21 protein-coding genes and 1 riboswitch are annotated in these 17,827 nt (G+C 32.5%); of the genes, 16 read left to right on the top strand and 5 right to left on the bottom strand.

Annotated elements, in window-relative coordinates:
• Window positions 1-7: 7 nt before the first annotated feature.
• A complete protein-coding gene (locus tag OIU80_RS18210; RefSeq protein WP_264288405.1) occupies window positions 8-385 on the bottom strand; it encodes a hypothetical protein in 378 nt (125 codons plus the stop codon).
• A gap of 273 nt (window positions 386-658) precedes the next feature.
• On the opposite strand from OIU80_RS18210, the gene OIU80_RS18205 reads away from it, so the two are divergent.
• The 3 genes from OIU80_RS18205 to OIU80_RS18195 all read left to right on the top strand — a co-directional run bounded on the left by OIU80_RS18205 (window position 659) and on the right by OIU80_RS18195 (window position 2,034).
• Window positions 659-868, top strand: coding sequence for a hypothetical protein (locus OIU80_RS18205; RefSeq protein ID WP_264288404.1), 210 nt, complete (start codon window positions 659-661; stop codon window positions 866-868).
• Between the two features lie 54 nt (window positions 869-922).
• Window positions 923-1,507 carry a pseudouridine synthase gene (locus OIU80_RS18200; protein WP_264288403.1) on the top strand — a complete coding sequence of 195 codons (585 nt, stop codon included), beginning with the start codon at window positions 923-925 and terminating at the stop codon, window positions 1,505-1,507.
• A gap of 71 nt (window positions 1,508-1,578) precedes the next feature.
• Complete coding sequence (locus tag OIU80_RS18195; protein ID WP_264288402.1) at window positions 1,579-2,034, top strand: tRNA (cytidine(34)-2'-O)-methyltransferase; 456 nt, start codon at window positions 1,579-1,581, stop codon at window positions 2,032-2,034.
• 436 nt (window positions 2,035-2,470) lie between these two features.
• Here the strand turns inward: OIU80_RS18195 and OIU80_RS18190 are convergent, their stop codons facing one another.
• From OIU80_RS18190 to OIU80_RS18180, 3 genes are all read right to left on the bottom strand, one after another.
• Complete coding sequence (locus tag OIU80_RS18190; protein ID WP_264288401.1) at window positions 2,471-3,247, bottom strand: ABC transporter ATP-binding protein; 777 nt, start codon at window positions 3,245-3,247, stop codon at window positions 2,471-2,473.
• Between the two features lie 94 nt (window positions 3,248-3,341).
• A complete protein-coding gene (locus OIU80_RS18185) occupies window positions 3,342-4,370 on the bottom strand; it encodes an iron ABC transporter permease (RefSeq protein WP_264288400.1) in 1,029 nt (342 codons plus the stop codon).
• A gap of 6 nt (window positions 4,371-4,376) precedes the next feature.
• A complete protein-coding gene (locus OIU80_RS18180; protein ID WP_264288399.1) occupies window positions 4,377-5,519 on the bottom strand; it encodes an ABC transporter substrate-binding protein in 1,143 nt (380 codons plus the stop codon).
• Between the two features lie 71 nt (window positions 5,520-5,590).
• Between OIU80_RS18180 and OIU80_RS18175 the strand changes: the two genes are divergently transcribed.
• The 9 genes from OIU80_RS18175 to OIU80_RS18135 all read left to right on the top strand — a co-directional run bounded on the left by OIU80_RS18175 (window position 5,591) and on the right by OIU80_RS18135 (window position 14,054).
• Window positions 5,591-5,980: a DUF5522 domain-containing protein gene (locus OIU80_RS18175; protein ID WP_319004977.1), complete on the top strand. Its 390-nt coding sequence runs from the start codon at window positions 5,591-5,593 to the stop codon at window positions 5,978-5,980.
• Window positions 5,981-6,010: 30 nt separating this feature from the next.
• A complete protein-coding gene (locus OIU80_RS18170) occupies window positions 6,011-6,376 on the top strand; it encodes a four helix bundle protein (protein WP_264288398.1) in 366 nt (121 codons plus the stop codon).
• Between the two features lie 147 nt (window positions 6,377-6,523).
• Window positions 6,524-7,036, top strand: coding sequence for a bifunctional adenosylcobinamide kinase/adenosylcobinamide-phosphate guanylyltransferase (cobU, locus tag OIU80_RS18165; protein ID WP_264288397.1), 513 nt, complete (start codon window positions 6,524-6,526; stop codon window positions 7,034-7,036).
• Between the two features lie 87 nt (window positions 7,037-7,123).
• Complete coding sequence (gene cobT, locus OIU80_RS18160) at window positions 7,124-8,803, top strand: nicotinate-nucleotide--dimethylbenzimidazole phosphoribosyltransferase (RefSeq protein WP_264288396.1); 1,680 nt, start codon at window positions 7,124-7,126, stop codon at window positions 8,801-8,803.
• Between the two features lie 21 nt (window positions 8,804-8,824).
• A complete protein-coding gene (gene tnpA / locus OIU80_RS18155) occupies window positions 8,825-9,265 on the top strand; it encodes an IS200/IS605 family transposase (protein ID WP_264288395.1) in 441 nt (146 codons plus the stop codon).
• 192 nt (window positions 9,266-9,457) lie between these two features.
• Window positions 9,458-10,255 (top strand): adenosylcobinamide-GDP ribazoletransferase, encoded by a 798-nt coding sequence (locus tag OIU80_RS18150; protein WP_264288394.1) that lies wholly within the window; start codon window positions 9,458-9,460, stop codon window positions 10,253-10,255.
• The gene (gene cobC, locus OIU80_RS18145) at window positions 10,240-10,776 is read left to right on the top strand and encodes an alpha-ribazole phosphatase (protein WP_264288393.1); all 537 of its coding nucleotides are present in this window, start codon (window positions 10,240-10,242) and stop codon (window positions 10,774-10,776) included. Before OIU80_RS18150 ends, cobC begins: the two co-directional genes overlap by 16 nt.
• 78 nt (window positions 10,777-10,854) lie before the next feature.
• Window positions 10,855-11,087, top strand: a riboswitch (cobalamin riboswitch).
• Between the two features lie 28 nt (window positions 11,088-11,115).
• On the top strand, window positions 11,116-12,978 hold the full coding sequence (locus tag OIU80_RS18140; protein WP_264288392.1) for a TonB-dependent receptor plug domain-containing protein: 1,863 nt from the start codon (window positions 11,116-11,118) through the stop codon (window positions 12,976-12,978).
• A gap of 5 nt (window positions 12,979-12,983) precedes the next feature.
• Entirely contained in the window at window positions 12,984-14,054 is a 1,071-nt protein-coding gene (locus OIU80_RS18135) for a YncE family protein (protein WP_264288391.1), read from the top strand.
• Window positions 14,055-14,130: 76 nt separating this feature from the next.
• On the opposite strand, the gene OIU80_RS18130 is transcribed toward OIU80_RS18135, so the two are convergent.
• Window positions 14,131-15,588 (bottom strand): S41 family peptidase, encoded by a 1,458-nt coding sequence (locus tag OIU80_RS18130; RefSeq protein ID WP_264288390.1) that lies wholly within the window; start codon window positions 15,586-15,588, stop codon window positions 14,131-14,133.
• Window positions 15,589-15,713: 125 nt separating this feature from the next.
• Here OIU80_RS18130 and OIU80_RS18125 point away from each other — a divergent pair, with 125 nt between their 5' ends.
• The 4 genes from OIU80_RS18125 to OIU80_RS18110 are packed head-to-tail and all read left to right on the top strand — an operon-like array spanning window position 15,714 to window position 17,798.
• The gene (locus OIU80_RS18125) at window positions 15,714-16,223 is read left to right on the top strand and encodes an RNA polymerase sigma factor (RefSeq protein ID WP_264288389.1); all 510 of its coding nucleotides are present in this window, start codon (window positions 15,714-15,716) and stop codon (window positions 16,221-16,223) included.
• The gene (locus OIU80_RS18120; protein WP_264288388.1) at window positions 16,210-16,683 is read left to right on the top strand and encodes a hypothetical protein; all 474 of its coding nucleotides are present in this window, start codon (window positions 16,210-16,212) and stop codon (window positions 16,681-16,683) included. Before OIU80_RS18125 ends, OIU80_RS18120 begins: the two co-directional genes overlap by 14 nt.
• Window position 16,684: 1 nt before the next feature.
• The gene (locus OIU80_RS18115) at window positions 16,685-17,260 is read left to right on the top strand and encodes a DUF4252 domain-containing protein (RefSeq protein WP_264288387.1); all 576 of its coding nucleotides are present in this window, start codon (window positions 16,685-16,687) and stop codon (window positions 17,258-17,260) included.
• 1 nt (window position 17,261) lies between these two features.
• Window positions 17,262-17,798, top strand: coding sequence for a DUF4252 domain-containing protein (locus OIU80_RS18110; protein WP_264288386.1), 537 nt, complete (start codon window positions 17,262-17,264; stop codon window positions 17,796-17,798).
• The last annotated feature ends 29 nt before the right edge of the window (window positions 17,799-17,827 follow it).

The following is a 17,827-nucleotide window of genomic DNA, read 5'->3' as shown; positions in this document are numbered from 1 at the left end:
CCTATTTTTATTCATCTAGCTTATTATTTCCTCGATTCTTACGATTGTCTGGATTTGAATTAGGATAACGATTAGGAGTAATATCCGAGTTTCTATCTATATTCTCTACTGTTTTCTTTGCTTCTTTCTCTGTAGAAACTCCTCTACTCGAGCTTTCACTATCATCTAACTCAATTATTTTTTTAGGAGAAATGGCTACAGAACTTCCATCAACCTTGCGCGCTCGTTCCACCACTTTCTTATTTCCGTCAGCATCGGTTACTTCTTCTTTCTCCAATTTTGTAACGATAGTTTTAGGCTTATGAGAAATATCCTTACCGCTAAAATCTTCGTTATGTTCTTGCTTATTATTCATTTTTTTTGAACCTAAATCTTTACTTTCCATATCATTAAATTTTAGCATTAATACCTTAATATTACGCATTTTAGATTCTAAAAATTAGTCATTTAACATAGCTTTTGGTTTATCAAATGATTTGTCTCTTTAATTTTCTATAAAATAAACTTATCCTGACTTACTCAAAATTCATATTTCTTAGACTCTTTTCTGCAGTATATCTTTTGCACGTAACCTCATCATTATCAAAATAGTAACTAATTACACTCCAAATTACTTTTCAAAATTGTATTTTTATTATTAATTCTCTAATCATATATCATGAACTTCTTCAAAATCAAAACTAGTTGGTCTAATGCTGAGTTTATTGTATTAAAACTTTGTATCGCTTCAGCATATATTTTAATTGGAACTTATTTCCATGATTTTTTTAGTAACTATTATACACCTTTAATCATCTTATTTGGCATTACAGTAATCTGGTCTGTTTATTTGTGGTTAACCAAAATGAAAAACAGTAAGCAGGAATAGGGATAAATTGGAATTACTGGAGAAACAAAACTATCTTTGCACAAAAATTTCAGCATGTCACATCAGCATTTTATTCTTTTTAAACCATATGGTTATTTAAGTCAGTTTATATATGAACTAAAAAGAAAGAAAAAACTATTGGGTGAATTACATAATTTCCCAGATGGTACAATGGCTATTGGCAGACTCGATGAAGATTCGGAAGGCTTGCTTTTGTTAACTACCGATGGAAAAGTTAGTGAACAAATAAGAAGCAAAAAAGTCGATAAGGAATACTATGTTCAAGTAGATGGAATTATTACTCCTGAAGCAATTGAAGAATTACAAAAAGGAGTAGAAATTGGCTTTGATGGCGGAAAATACATAACCAAACCTTGTTCTGCTTTTATCGTTACCGAAATTCCTGATTTTGGTCCTAGAGCAAAAAAAATCCGAGACGAGCGACATGGACCTACTTCATGGGCATCAATTACAGTAAATGAAGGTAAGTTTAGACAAGTGCGAAAAATGACTGCTGCCGTAGGTTTTCCTACTTTAAGATTGGTACGTGTTCGTATAGGAAATGTATATTTGCAGGACTTAAAAGCTGGAGATGTCTTAGAAGTTCCTGATTTTAAATTAGAAAATAATTCAATATGATAATTAGAGAATGTGTCAATTAGATAATTCTTTTGAAATACTTTAATTTTCAATCTTTTAATAAATATAAAATGCTAAACATAGTTCTCGTAGAACCCGAAATACCTAATAATACTGGAAATATTGGTCGCTTGTGCGTAGGTACTCAAAGCCGATTGCACTTAGTTCATCCTTTTGGATTTGTTATAAATGATAAAAACTTAAAACGTTCCGGACTCGATTATTGGATTCACCTTGATGTAACCGAATATCAGAATGTAGCGGAATGGAAAGCTCAAATTCCAGATTTATCACGCGTTTTCCTTATGAGTTCTCATGCCGAAAAATCATATCTTGAAACTGATTTTCAAGATGGCGATTGGTTGGTTTTTGGTAAAGAAAGCGTAGGATTAAGTAAAGAAGTTTTAGAACAGTTTGAGAATCATCTTACGATTCCTATGTCGCCATTAATCCGAAGTTTTAATATTGCAAATTCTGTTGCTTTTGTGGTTGGTGAAGCTAAGAGACAAATTGGTTTGAAGATTTAATGGATTATTTATTCATTTAATTGAATCTGATACCGATTTCCTGCAAGGTTTTTTCAACCTTGTAGGTATTAAAATGTTTTTTCACGCAAATTCGGGAGATTAAAGCAAATTTAATTTTAAAATTAGTCCTAAATAAATCTGCGTGAGGAAAAATTTAGTCACAAATCTCCGTCTGTTCGACTTTAAGTCTCGAGTCAAAAAAGTGTTTTTGGGACTTTGATAAAGAATTGCAAAATTAAAAGAATTAGATAGAATTAAAAGATTACAATGATTCTCTCTTTAAGAAATCTCTATTATATTTATACCTATAAGGTTGAAAAAAACCTTGCAGGATAACGCTCGAAACTCCTAGCCCTGATAGTAGCGGCATCCTTTTATTTTTTTCCTTTAAAAAAATAAAAGATATAGCGAATAGCAGGATTAGCTCCTGAAAAATCTAAGTAATTACAAACTTTCCTTTTTCGGCATCAAAAGTAATATGGTCGTCTTTAAATAATGTGGCAAAACTTCCTGTTGCAATTAAGTTACAAGGTTCGTCCTGTATAACTGTTTCAGGTGTCATAATAATCATTTCGTCGCTTAACTGAATAGCCAAATCGATATCATGTGTGGAAAATAAAATGCATTTTCCAGTTTCATTTGTTAGTTTCTTAAGCAATTTAAACAAAGCTACTTTGTGCAATAAATCAAGATGCGTTGTAGGTTCATCCAAAATAATAAGCGGTGTATCTTGTGCCAAAGCTCGTGCAATTAATACTTTTTGTAATTGTCCGTCGCTTATTTCGTAATGCTTTTTATGTGCTAAATGACTTATTTGCGTGAGTTCTAATGCCTCATTTACTTTGATGATATCGTATTCTGTTAAAGTTCCGATCCAGTTGGTATAAGGTTGACGACCTAAAGCCACCAACTCAAAAACGGATAAATTACTTGACGGCAGCTTTTCAGTTAAAACGATACTTAAATTCTGAGCTAAATCGAGTGGTTTATATTCAAATACATTCTTATCATTTAATAAAACTGTTCCTGATAACGGATGTTGAATTCCTGTTATTGTTCGTAACAAAGTCGATTTCCCGATTCCGTTAGCCCCAATTAAAGCAATGAGCTTCCCTGGTTCTAAGTTCAAGTTCAAGTTTTGGGCAATAGCCACAGAGGCTTTCTTGGTCTTATAGCCAATACTTAAATTTGAAGTTGATAAGATAGTTTTCATTTTTTAAGGTACTAAGGTGCAAAGTAACTAAGGTTCTAAGGTTTTAATGCTAGACTCAGATTATTAAAATCCTTTTTAATATGTAGCAAAACGTTTACTCAAAATTTCTTTTTCGAACTAATAACCAAATAACTACTGGTGCTCCAATTATCGACGTTATTGCATTGATAGGTAATGTGGTTTCTAATCCTGGTAATTGCGATGCTATATCGCAAAACAACATAATTATCCCTCCATAAAAAAGGGTACTCCAATATAAAACAGCATGATTACTGGTTCTAAATGTAAGCTTGGCAATATGAGGAACGGCTAGTCCTATAAAAGCAATTGGTCCTGCGAATGCGGTGACGCTCCCTGCTAAGATACTTGTGGCAAGAATAATTATAAGTCTTGTTTTCTTGAAATTAAGTCCCATGCTTTTAGCATAATTCTCTCCAAGAAGCAATGCATTTAATGGTTTAATGCTAAATGCACTTAAAAGCAAACCAATACCAACACTAACTGCTAAAACTACAATAGACGACCAAGAAAGATTTCCCAAGCTTCCTAATGACCAAAAAGTAAATTTTTGTAATTGTTCTGCCGAACTAAAATAAGTTAGAACGCCAACAATAGCACTGGTAAAACTACCAAACATAAGTCCTACAATTAAAATAGCCATTGTATTTCGCAATCGTTGTGATACTAATAAAACCAGAAACAAAACAGAAATACTACCTAATGTCGATGCTAACACGATTCCGTAGCTTGATAACAAAATTGTGTTTAAAAAAGAAGGTAATAAACCCGCTCCTAAAATTACAATCGCTACAGCTAATATCGCTCCAGAGCTCAATCCTAAAACATCGGGACCTGCTAATGGATTTCTGAATAACGTTTGCATCAGTAATCCACTTGTTGATAATCCTACACCTACTAATACAGCAGTAATTGCTTTGGGCAAACGGTAATTAATTATGATATATTCCCATGTCGATTTGCTTGCTTCTCCTCCTGTTAAACTAGTATAAACTTCTTTGAACGGAATTGTAATCGATCCTAAACAAATATCAAGAAAGAATAGTAACAAAAGTGCTAAACCAAGTATAAAGAACAAAATTGTATTTCGTTTTTGATTCGCCAATTGAAATTAGTTTAATTTAGACGCAAACGTAAATTCATAACTAGGCAATAACTCAGGATGAAATATCTTGATGTAATCTTTAAGAACCAAGTCCGGTCGGCTTGGCGCTAGTTCATAATAAACTGTTCCTCCTGTTGCTCCAAATTTGCTCTCGAATGTATATACATTTTTTGTTTTAAAAGCATCAAACTGGCTGTAATGTGGATTGCTTTTTTCTAATTCCGTCAATGATTTAAAAGAACCTGTTGCAATCCAAACCGAAGCAGTTTTAGCTTTGTCTAATATTTTTTCAAATGATAATCCTAAACTTCCTGTTCCTTCAAGATTTGCCCACAAATAATCGGCTTTGGCATCGGCCATAAATTGTGCCACCCAGCTATTTCCTTTGGCAACATACCATTGATCCATATACATAGAACCGTATAAAACTGTTGAAGTTGCTTTCTTAGATTCTACTAATTTCTTAGCTTCTTTATAACTCGTTACGATTTTATCAAAAAGTTCTTTGGCTTGTGCTTCTTTTCCAAATAATGCTCCGTAAAGTTTAATCCACTCCGCTTTTCCTAGTGGAGATTGCTCCATCCAATCGGCTTGAATAAGTACTTTTAAACCGCTTTTTTGTAAATTATCTAACATCGGATTGTTGTTATCTACCCCAAAAGTGACAATTAAATTTGGTGCTAATTCGATAAGTTGTTCTATATTTAGTTTTTCGTTTTGACCAACATTCTTAACCAAACCTTTATCTATTAATTTTCTGGTTTTCTCAGAAGAAACATAATCGGTATGCGGAAAACCTACCAAATTGTTTTCGACATCCAACATTTCTAAAAACGGAATATTGGTTGTTGATGTTACTACAATTGTTTGTAATGGTACTTGAATGGTTGCATAACTTTTTAAACTATCTGGTATAACTCCGTCTTTTTCTTTTAATACATACGTATAATCTTTCCCCGCATCTGGCCAAGGATTTGAAACTTTTACAACCGAATATCCTGTGAATTTATTAATAGAAAGTCCCGAAGCGTATTCGATACTGTTTTGTCCTATTTCGCCTTTTATCTCTAATGTACTTTCGTTTTTCTTGCATCCTATTACTACTAAAAATGAGATAAGAAAAACGGCTTTATGTAATGATGACTTCATATTTTACAGTTTGAATAGGGACAAAGGTAGCGCAATTTCTAAATTTCTTGTTCACTTTTAAACGTAAAAAATTGAACAAATACTATCTTTACAGGATGAATGGCCTTAAAGTAAAAAATTGCTCTAGCTGCGGAACTGCATTTAATTGTGGTGATTCTCCCGATGGAAACAAATGTTGGTGTAATGACTTCCCTCCTATTTTCGTACCTTCGGAAGTTGTGGATTGTCTTTGCCCAAATTGTTTTAAAAATGCTTGCGCTGTAAAAATAGATGATTTTGTAAATACAATTACACCCGAAATTGCTGTTGACAATAAAGCTTCGGTTTTACCTAAAAATAATACGCTGATTGAAGGAATCGATTATTATCTGGAAAATGGAAATTATGTTTTTAAGGAATGGTTTCATCTAAAAAGAGGAAGCTGTTGCGGAAATAAATGCAGACATTGTCCCTATAAATAATTGTAAATTATTAATTGTTAGTTGTTAATTATGAAAAACAATATTGTAAAAGATAAGAGTTTTGATTTCGCTATTCGGATAGTTAAATTATATCAATACTTATGTGTCGAGAAAAAGGAGTTTACACTTTCTAAACAACTTTTAAGATCGGGAACAAGTATTGGCGCTATGGTTCGAGAAGCTGAACATGCTGAAAGTAAAAATGATTTTATCCATAAATTTGCGATTGCTCAAAAAGAGGCCAATGAATCTGATTATTGGTTAGAATTATTAAAAGCAACTGATTATTTAAACGAGAAACAATTCGAAACCATTTATAATGATGCAATTTCAATATTAAAACTTATAACTAGCATTTTTAAAACTACTAAACAACAGCTTACAATTAATAATTAACAACTAATAAATTAATTAAATGCTTGCGTTAGGGATAGTAGCGGCATCCTTTTATTTTTTTCTTTAAAAAATAAAAGATATAGCGAATAGCCCGACCGAAGGGAACGCCCTTCTTAAATTTACAATTCATAATTAACAATTATAAAAATGGTTTACTTGATTACTGGTGGGGAACGTTCGGGGAAAAGCGGTTATGCACAAGAACTGGCTTTACAACTTACGAATACGCCAATGTATGTGGCGACGGCTCGAAAATGGGATGAAGATTTTCAGAACAGAATAGACAGACACCAACAAGAACGCGACGAACGCTGGACGAATATTGAAAAGGAAAAACACTTGAGTGAAATTGATTTTTCGGGTAAAGTAGCTTTGATTGATTGTGTAACACTTTGGTTAACGAACTTTTTTGTAGATACTAAAAACGATGTTGCATTATCTCTTGATGAAGCGAAAGCTGAATTTTTAAAAATTGCCAATCAGCCAGATGCAACTCTGATAATTGTAACTAACGAAATCGGAATGGGGCTTCATGCTGATACGCACGTAGGAAGAAAATTTACTGAATTACAAGGTTGGATGAATCAGTTTCTTGCTAAAAATGCCGATACTGTTGTACTAATGGTTTCTGGAATTCCGGTTACTATAAAAGGGAAATAAAAGCTGAGAGCTTTCGGCTTTGGGCCATCAACCTAGACCTTTGTACCTTTGAACCCATATTGCTTTGAACCTCTTAAAAGAAAAAACATGAGTTATTTAGATGATATATTAAAATCACGCCGTGATACACGCCATTTTACAAATGATGAAGTTCCTGACGAAGTTATCCAGAAAGCTTTACAGGCTGGACATTGGGCGCCGTCGGTTGGCTTGACAGATGCAACTAAATATTATATCATAAAATCTGATGAAGTTAAAAAAGCTATCAAAGATTTATTTCTAGATTACAATAAAAAAGCCGAATTATTAACCGATGACGAGGAGCAAAAAGAACGTTATAAATCCTTAAAACTAGAAGCTATCGAGGAAGCACCTATTGGGATGATAATTGCTTATGACCGCTCGGTACTAAATAACTTTACTATAGGAACTGTTGGTAGTAATGAAGCCGTAAAATTTAGTTCGGTTTGCGCTGCGCAAAATATATGGTTGTCACTTACGGAGCAAGGTTACGGCATGGGATGGGTTTCTATCTTAAACTATTACCAGTTCAAGAAAATAATTGACTTGCCCGAAAACATAGAACCCCTTGGTTACTTCTGTATTGGTAAGCCCGCAACAAACTACGATAATCAGCCGATGTTACAGCAATTAAACTGGAAACAAAAATCGGAAACTTTCGAGTGTACCGAAATCAAAGCCACAAAGGAGATCTTTATTCCGAAAGCAGATTTTGAAAATAAATCTAAAACGGCATCTTCATCTTCCCTTAGTGAAGCATTACAACATAAAATTGACTCAAAAACTAAACCTCTTGGCGCTTTGGGAATTCTGGAAAAGTTAGCATTACAAATCGGAACTGTTTTTCAGACTTTAGAACCTGAGATTATAAAACCTAATATTGTAGTTTTCGCAGCTGATCATGGAATTGCGAATCATGGTGTGAGCGCATATCCGCAAGATGTTACCCGACAAATGGTTGGTAATTTTCTTGAAGGTGGCGCTGCAATTAATGTTTTTTGTAAACAAAACAATATTGAACTTTCTATCGTAGATGCTGGTGTAAATTATGATTTCCCAACCAATGCGAATTTAATTAATGCTAAAATTGCCAAAGGAACACAGTCGTTTTTACATGTTCCCGCAATGAGCGAAACCGAACTGCAATTGTGTTTCTTAAAAGGTTCTGAAATTGTAGATTCTATTGCAAAAACTGGAAGTAATTGTATTGGTTTTGGCGAAATGGGTATTGGGAACACCTCTACTGCTTCGGTTTTGATGAGTGTTTTGACTGGTTTTTCTATAATTGAATGTGTTGGAAAAGGTACTGGTGTTGATGAAACCAAATTAATTGAGAAACAGGAAATCCTAAAAAAAGCTATTGGAAATTATTCCGGTCAAACCGAATTAAAAGAGCAACTCGCCTATTTTGGAGGTTTTGAAATTATGCAAATGGCTGGTGGAATGTTAGCCGCATATAAAAACAATATGCTAATTCTTGTAGATGGTTTTATTTGTACTGTAGCTTTTTTAATTGCTTATAAAATAAATCCTGATATTAAGAAGAATGCTATTTTCTGTCATTCTTCAACTGAACAAGGCCACCAGAAACTATTAGATTACCTTGAAGCCAAATCGGTTTTGCAACTAGATTTACGCTTAGGCGAAGGAACTGGCTGCGCAATTGCTTTACCTATATTACAATCGGCTGTTGCTTTCCTTAACGAAATGGCTACTTTTGAAAATGCTGGGGTTAGTAATAAATAGTAGTTTTTTAAATAAAATAAAATGCCATTTATAAAAGTATATATACATTTAGTTTGGAGTACTAAAAATAGAATTGCCTATTTAGATTCAGTAGAATTGCGCCGAAAAGTTTGGCAACATATAAGAGATAATGCAAAAGAGAAAGGAATTTATATTGATTTCATAAATGGATATTCAGACCATTGTCATTGTCTTATTTCATTAGGTGTTGACCAAAACATCCAAAAAGTAATACAGTTACTAAAAGGAGAATCCTCATTTTGGATTAATAAAAATAAATTGACTAAAGAAAAATTTGAATGGCAAGATGAGTATTTTGCTGTATCAGTTTCTGAGTCAATCATAGATAAAGTAAGGGATTATATTAAAAACCAAGAAATACATCATGCTAAAAAAACATTTCAGGAAGAATATGAAGAATTTATTCTCAAATATGGTTTTCAGAAAATAAGTAATAAATAAAGATTTGGCTAAAGCCAACAACATAACAAATTCTATATCCTCCAGATAAATCTGGAGTCAATTCAATTTCTAAGATTGTCGATGTATTTTATTGACAATCTTAGAAATTGAATTGCCAACATCTTTAGATGTTGGTTAATAATTATGATAATCAAATTGGCTTTAGCCAAATACTAAACAATTAATTTTTGAATGAAAAAACAACTCCATATATTTTTTACTGCATTAATGTTCTACACAAGGATTCCTTGTCCTAAAAACATCGACCATAATCCTGATTATCTTAATAAAGCCAGTCGCTATTTTCCTTTGATTGGTTGGATTGTTGGAGGGATTTCTTTTCTGACATTTTATGGCGCTTCTTTTTTAGTTTCAACTGCAGCATCTGTAATTATAGGGATGATTGCCGGAATCTTGACTACAGGAGCATTTCATGAAGATGGATTTGCTGATGTCTGTGATGGGTTTGGCGGAGGCTGGACCAAAGAAAAAATTCTATTGATAATGAAAGATAGTGCCATTGGTGCCTACGGAGCCATTGGTGTAGTATTACTATTTTTATTGAAGTTTCAATTACTTTCAGAACTAGTAACCATAGAAACAATTACCAATCAGCAATCGGTATTAAATATACTTTTATTCTTTATTGCAGGTCATTCTATTAGTCGTTTAGCTGCAATAAGTATTGTATTTACACATGAGTATTCTCGTGAAGATGCTACGAGCAAAAGCAAACCTATTGCCAAAAGCTTTAGCTGGAAAGAAGTTTTAGGTTCTTTCTTCTTTGGTTTATTACCTCTTCTAGTACTTTCCTATTTTCAATATCAATTATTATTGGTCGTAATCCCTGTTTTTCTGGCTCGTTATTTTCTGGCTCGTTATTTCCAAAAATGGATTGATGGTTATACTGGAGATTGTTTAGGTGCGACTCAACAAGTCTGTGAAGTTATTTTTTACTTAAGTGTTATAGCAATATGGAAATTTATTTAGTTCGTCATACCGAAACTGTTTGCGAAAAAGGAATCTGCTACGGTCAAACTGATGTAAATATTGCAGAACCTTATGATTTGATTTTTGAAAGCATTGCAAAGCAATTACCGCAAGACGCATTGCTATACACAAGTCCGTTGAAACGTTGCGTATTACTCGTCAAGTATATCCAACAAGAAACTAAAATTTCAAATTATAAAGAGGATAAACGCTTGATGGAAATGAATTTTGGCGATTGGGAAATGAAAAATTGGAACGAAATCTCTCAAGAAGACTTAAATCCGTGGATGGAAGATTTCGTAAATATTCGAATTCCAAACGGAGAATCTTTCATCGATTTACATGAAAGGGTCACTCATTTTATGAAAAACGAAATACTTACAAAAACCACACAAAAGATTATTATCGTTGCGCATGCCGGAGTTGTTCGAAGCATTCTATGCCTTTTAAATTCTCTACCTCTAAAAGATGCTTTCCAAAACAAAGTCGATTTTGGGCAAGTAATAAAAGTTGAAATCTAAATAGAATCAGCTCTTGTTTTATTTACGAATAGCGTTAAATAACCAAACCGAATTGATTTATAAGCTTTTTTAACTTTATATTTGCATTCACATTAAGGTTGTGTATAATTTTTGAGACACATTAAAAGGGAATCAAGTAATTGAAGATTGAAAACATCAAAATCAACATTCGAAAATCTTGAGCTGTACCCGCAACTGTAAACTTAGTTCCGCAAGGAATGCTAGTTGTTAACTACAAAACCACTGTTTTAGGACGGGAAGGAAAACAACGAGACGTAAGCCAGGAGACCTGCCTTTGTTAACAAATATCGAACTCTCGGGAAAAAGAGTTTAGAAATTATGACATTACAAAAGTTTTACATCTGCCTTTCGCTCTTAGTTTGCCAATTCATTTTGGCACAAAATGATTCTATAACAAAATTAAAAGAAGTTGTAGTTTCGGATACTAATCTCAAAAAATTTTCTGATTCACAGTCGATTCAAGTACTTAATGATTCTATTATCAATAGAAATCAAGCTTCTCTAACTTCCCTTTTAAATTATAATACTGTTATTTATTTTAAAGAAAATGGTTTGGGCATGACTTCTGCTCCATCTTTTAGAGGAACTACTGGCGCACAAACTGCTGTTATCTGGAATGGAATTAATATTAATTCACAGTTTTTAGGTCAAGCTGATTTTAATACAATCGGAACAAGAGATTTTAATTCTATAGCTGTAAAAGCTGGAGGAGGAAGTATACTGTATGGTAGCGGCGCTATCGGTGGAAGTATTCACCTCAATAATGATTTGAGTTTTAAAAATAATTTTTCCAACCATTTATTTTTTAGTGGAGGAAGTTATGATACTTACAGTGTAAATTATCGTACTGATATTTCATCAAAAAAATATAGCCTTCAGGTTAGCATTTCTAGAAACAGTTCAGAAAATGATTTTAAATATCCTGGAAAAAGCGATCAAAAAAACCTTAATGGAGAATACTATAACTCGAGTATGAATACAACATTCGGTTATAGAATAGACTCTAAAAATACCTTAAAATTATACAGTCAGTTTTACGATGCAGAGCGTCATTTTTCATTAACCTCTCCCAATGAAACGAAAACGAAATACAATGATTTCAATACCCGCAATCTTTTAGAATGGGAAAGTACATTCAATCGATTTACTTCTAAGTTAAGAGTAGCACATATTGGAGAATCTTATAAATATTTCCCAAATATTGCTTCAGATTCTTTTACTTATGGAAAGGTTGAAACTTCTATTATTAAATATGATTTAGCTTTTGACATAAATGATAAAATCAAACTAAATTCTATTATTGATTATAATCGTAATAAAGGACATGGATCTAATATTGACAATGTGAGTAGAGAAATAGGCTCCGCTAGTTTATTATTACAGCATTTCGTAACTGATAAATGGGATTATACCGCCAGTGTACGTCAGGAATTAACGGATAATTACGGAAATCCTTTTCTTTTTTCTTTAGGAACAAGATATCAATTTACAGATTTTTATCGTGTCAAATTAAATGCTTCAAAGAATTTCAGAATGCCTACTTACAACGATTTATTTTGGGAAGGAAGCGGTAATCCTGATTTAAAACCCGAAACTTCTTATCAGGGAGAAATCGGCAATGAATTTTTTACAAAAAATTTCTCATTATCTGTAACTGCTTATTATAATTCTATTAAAGATTTATTGCGCTGGATTCCTTCTGAAGGCGGAGGAGATACTTGGTCGCCAGAAAATACAAGTAAAGTAAGAGCTTATGGTGCCGAAGTGCTTTTGGAATGGAGAACAAAAATAGAAAACCATAATTTTACTCTTAACGGAACTTATGCTTACACCGTTTCGGAAAGCAAACAATTAATTAAAGGAGAATTATTATACAAACAACTTATATATGTTCCTTATCATAAATTAACTGGATCCGTTTCTTATAATTGGAAAAGAGTTTCTTCTTATTTTCAATACTTATATAACGGAGAAGTTTATAGCACACCATTTAACAATCCCGCAACCAAAGTAAAACCTTATAACATTGGTAATCTAGGAATTGATTATGACTTAGGAAAAAAGAATAGCTACAAACTTGGATTTCAAATACTAAACATTTGGAACGAAAATTATCAGCCCGTTATTAGCAGGCAAATGCCTGGAAGAAATTACACAGTATATATAAATCTTAACTTTTAAAAAAAATGAAAAAATTAAACAAACTATTTTTAGCTGCAATTATAAGCTCTGCATTTTTTGCTTCTTGCAGTAGCGACGATGATAATACCCCACAAGAACCAAGAGGAAATTATGAAAGTGGAATGTTTATTCTGAATGAAGGACAATTTAAAAACACTAATGCATCCGTTTCTTATTTATCAGATGATTTAAAAATCGAAAATAATGTATTTTCATTAGTTAATTCAGGAGCAAAATTAGGCGAAATAGCTCAAAACATTGGATTAAACGGTGATTTTGCTTATATTGTTGTTAACGTTTCTAATAAAATAGAAGTCGTAAACAGATATACTTTTAAGAGTGTCGCTACAATTACAACTGGCTTAGATAACCCTAGATATATTGCTTTTGCAAACGGAAAAGGATATGTAACAAACTGGGGGAATGGTGACATTGCCACAGATGATTATGTAGGCGTGATTGACCTTACTTTAAACACTGTTACTTCTAAAGTTTCTGTAATTGAAGGTCCTGAAAAAATAATTGAGAATGATGGAAAACTTTATGTAGCGCACAAAGGCGGGTTTAAGTTTGGAAATTCTATATCTGTAATTAATACTTCAAACAATACTGTTACAACAAACTTTCCTGTTGGAGACTTACCAAACGCATTAGTAAAAGACAATGGAACTTTATATATCTTATGTGAAGGAAAACCATTCTATGCCGATGTAGAAACTGCTGGAAAAATTGTTAAAGTAAATTTAAGCACTAATGCTGTTTCTTCAACAATTAATTTCCCTGGTATAACACATCCTGGATTCTTAGCTATTGAAAATAATAAACTGTATTATACTATTGGAACTGATATTTACTCTGCCGCAACTAGTATAACAACTCTACCAACTACTCCAATATTTAAAGCAACTAAGACTTCTAATCTTTATAGTTTTGCAGTAAAGAACAATAAAATATATGTTGCAGATGCAGTAAACAATCAAGATCCTGGGAATATTTATATTTATTCTTTAACAGGAACGCTATCTAATGAATTTAGTACTGGAGTCTCACCAAACGGATTTTACTTCAATGACTAATTAAAATCATTCTCTACTTACTTTCAATAAAAAAGGCTTTCTAACGAAAGCCTTTTTTATTAATTTATTCTATCCTTTATCTATCTTGTAACGCTCTCAAAAGTCCTTCCGGAGCTTTATCCAAATACATTTGATTACGAATACCATCTATTGATTTTGAATCGGTAAAATATTCAAATTCTTTACCTTCTTTGGGCGGAATCATTTTACCAGTTCCTGTAATTTTAGAAACTGCAGCACCTAATAACGGCTCAGTAGTATAATCTCCTAAAACCCCCAACGCATTTACAGATTCTAATACACTATATGTTGGTGTTAATCCGTTAGTATACTCTCCAAAATCTACTGAGTTAACAATCTTCAATACAATAGGCTGCATAGCATATTTATGACTTGGATTTCTATTGGTTTTACCAAAAGTAGGCGAATCATAAAGGGTAACCGACCCCACATTTTTACCTATAGTAACATCACCTATTTGCACTACATCAATGTATGGCTTTAAGCCATTAATAACCAACTCACTTGCAGATGCTGTACTTTTAGTCGTTAATATATATACTCGAGTTAAATTCAAACTATTCAAAGCAACTCCATTAAATTTATCTACAAACCTATTATTAAGTAATTCCGGATCTTCAGTTTCATAATACCTATTGAGTTTACTATTCCATTTTTGTTTAGAGAAAACCTTATTAGTAAACTGTCCTGTAATCATGCTTGCCAATCGGGTTGCCGTTTGCACAGAACCTCCGCCATTATATCGCAAATCAAGCACTAACTCGGTAATACCTTTCCCTTTTAATTCTCCAAATGCTGCATTTAGTTGATCATCATAGTTGCCATAAAAACCATTATACATCAAATACCCTATTTTATATCCATTTTTTTCAATCACATTATTGATAAAAATTGGATTTTCATCCAAAACTGATTTAGTAAGCGTTACCGATTTCCCATTTGGCACAAATGTCGTTCCATTATAATCCGTTAAATTTATAGTATAACTATCTGGCGCAAGCAACGTTTTATAATTATCGTAAGTAATTTGCGTTCCGTTAATACCATAAAATAAATCGCCGCGTTTCACTCCTTTGCTTGCAGCATCCGAGTTAGGAAGAATATAACGTACAAAACCAATCAAATCATTAGAACCTTTGGATTTTGGACTTAATTTAAAATCTATTCCATTATTTTTTGATGTTCCCTGAAGTTCCTGTTCCAACACCGTATAATCATCAACAATCCAACTAAATCTATCTATTGACGGATCTACACGTAAAGAATTAAACAATGTTTCTGGATCTGGATACCCTCTTAAAAAAGAATTTAGTGCTTCTTGATTATTATTAAAACGATCATCGGCTAAATTAGGAACATCCCCTTGCCATAAATAATACTGATTCAATCCTTTCCAGATAAAATCCTGTACCTGCAAACTATTAGGAGCGGCCACGTCATCTTGATCCTGACAAGCTTGAAAGCAGAATATAGCTAAAAATAATAATATTGCAGTTCTAAATATTGTCTTCATAGTAATAGTGTCAATATAATATTAACGTAAAAATACTACCTTTAGTTTTATTTAATGCACATTTGTAACAAAAATAATTCTGTTTCGTCTTGATACTATAAGCGAACCTATAATTTGTAATTTTTATGAACCAAATCGTTTTCATTCAGTTAGTAAATCCTTTTAAAGACAAAGTATTTCGTCTGGCAAAACGATTACTCACAAGCACAGAAGAAGCTGAAGATGCTTCGCAAGAGATTTTAGTAAAACTATGGAATAAAAAAGAAACCTTAGACACTTATAATAATGTTGAAGCTCTTGCCATGACAATGACAAAAAATTATTGTCTCGACCAATTAAAATCAAAACGAGCCAGCAATCTTACTCTTGTACATACTAATTACACAGATAGAGAACCGCGATTAGATCAAAAAGTAGAAGATAATAATAGTTTAGAATGGGTAGAAAAAATAATGAGTCAATTACCTGAACAGCAACAAATTTTAATTCAGTTACGAGATGTCGAACAATATGAGTTTGAAGAAATCGCTAAAATAGTTAACATGAACGAAACGGCTATACGCGTAGCACTTTCAAGAGCTAGAAAAAAAATAAAAGAATCTATGCTTAATACACACCAATATGGAATCAGATAGAATAGAAATAATATTAGAAAAATACTTTCAGGGAGAAAGCACTATTGCCGAAGAAAATGAATTAAAAAATTACTTTTCTTCTTTGAATGTTGCGCAGCATTTAGAACAATACAAACCAATTTTTGGTTATTTCTCTCAGGTAAAAGAACAACGTTTAACGCAAGAAATTCCACTCCAAACTAAAAAACGTAATGTTGCGTGGTTATCAATTGCTGCTTCGGCTGTCCTTTTACTAGGAATAGGTTCTTATTTTTACCTCAACAACACAAATAATACAACTCCTGTTGTTGCAAAATCAGAATTAGGAACTTATGACTCTCCAGAAGAAGCTCTGGCTGCAACCCAAAAAGCGCTCGCTATGGTCTCTCACAATGTTAATACTGGTATAGAAAGTGTCCAGTATATTAAAGAATACGAACAATCAAAAAACTTAATTTTCAAACAAAATAAAATTAGATAAGATGAAATCAACAATTCACGAAAACAGAAAAACTAATAGACAAAGCCTAAGTAAAAATTTCATACTAACATTAGTTTTCGCATTAGTTAGCCATGCTTTTTACGCACAAGGAGCTTTTGATAAATACGATGGTCAAGACGATGTGACGTCTGTAATTGTAAACAAAAAAATGTTCGATTTAATGAGTAAAGTAAAAGTAGATGCTTCTGATAAAGATACACAACAGTACTTAAACCTCATCAAAAAACTAGACAACCTAAAGGTGTTTACAACACAAAGTACTAAAGTGGAAGCCGACATGAAACTTACTGCAGATAAATACATAAAATCAGCAGGATTAGAAGAATTAATGCGAGTAAATGATAGCGGAAGAAACGTAAAAATTTATGTGAAATCTGGGTCAAGTGCCACTCAAATAAAAGAGCTATTCATGTTCATTGATTCAGGTAAAAATGAAGATACCGTTTTACTATCTCTAACTGGTAATTTTGATTTAAACGAAATCTCAGTACTTACTGATAAAATGAAATTACCAGGAGGTTCTGATTTGAAAAAAGCATCTAAAGGAAAAAAATAACATGAAACAGATAACCAATATTTTAGTTTTTTTAGGATTATTACTTATAGTAAGCTGTAATTCTGACTCTACATTGCAGAAATATTTTGTAGAAAACACAGAAAACAAAAATTTCATTGCACTAGATATTTCGCCAAGTATTCTCAATATAAACAAAGAAAAGCTATCTGCCGAACAAAGCGAAGCATTGAACTCTTTCGACAAAATGAACATTCTCGCTTTTAAACGAAATGATAAAAATCAGGCTGAATATGAAGTAGAAAGAACCAAAGTAAATACTATTTTAAAGAATCCGAAATACCAGCAATTAATGAAATTCGGTTCTGGGAAAGACGGTGCCTCAGTAAGCTATGTTGGGACTGACGAAAACATTGAAGAATTTGTAGTTTACGCCAATAGAAACGAAAATGGTTTTGCAGTAATTCGCGTTTTAGGAAAAAACATGAATCCAAACAATATCATGACATTAATGACCGTTCTTAAAGAATCTAATATAGATATGGAACAACTTAAACCGTTACAACAACTGATTAAATAATTCTTACTTTAAAAACAAAAAGCTCCAAT

It is taken from the genome of Flavobacterium frigoritolerans (assembly GCF_025847275.1).
GTDB lineage: Bacteria > Bacteroidota > Bacteroidia > Flavobacteriales > Flavobacteriaceae > Flavobacterium > Flavobacterium frigoritolerans.
Note: the sequence above shows the minus strand (reverse complement) of the source record. Positions and strands in the feature narration are given on the sequence as shown.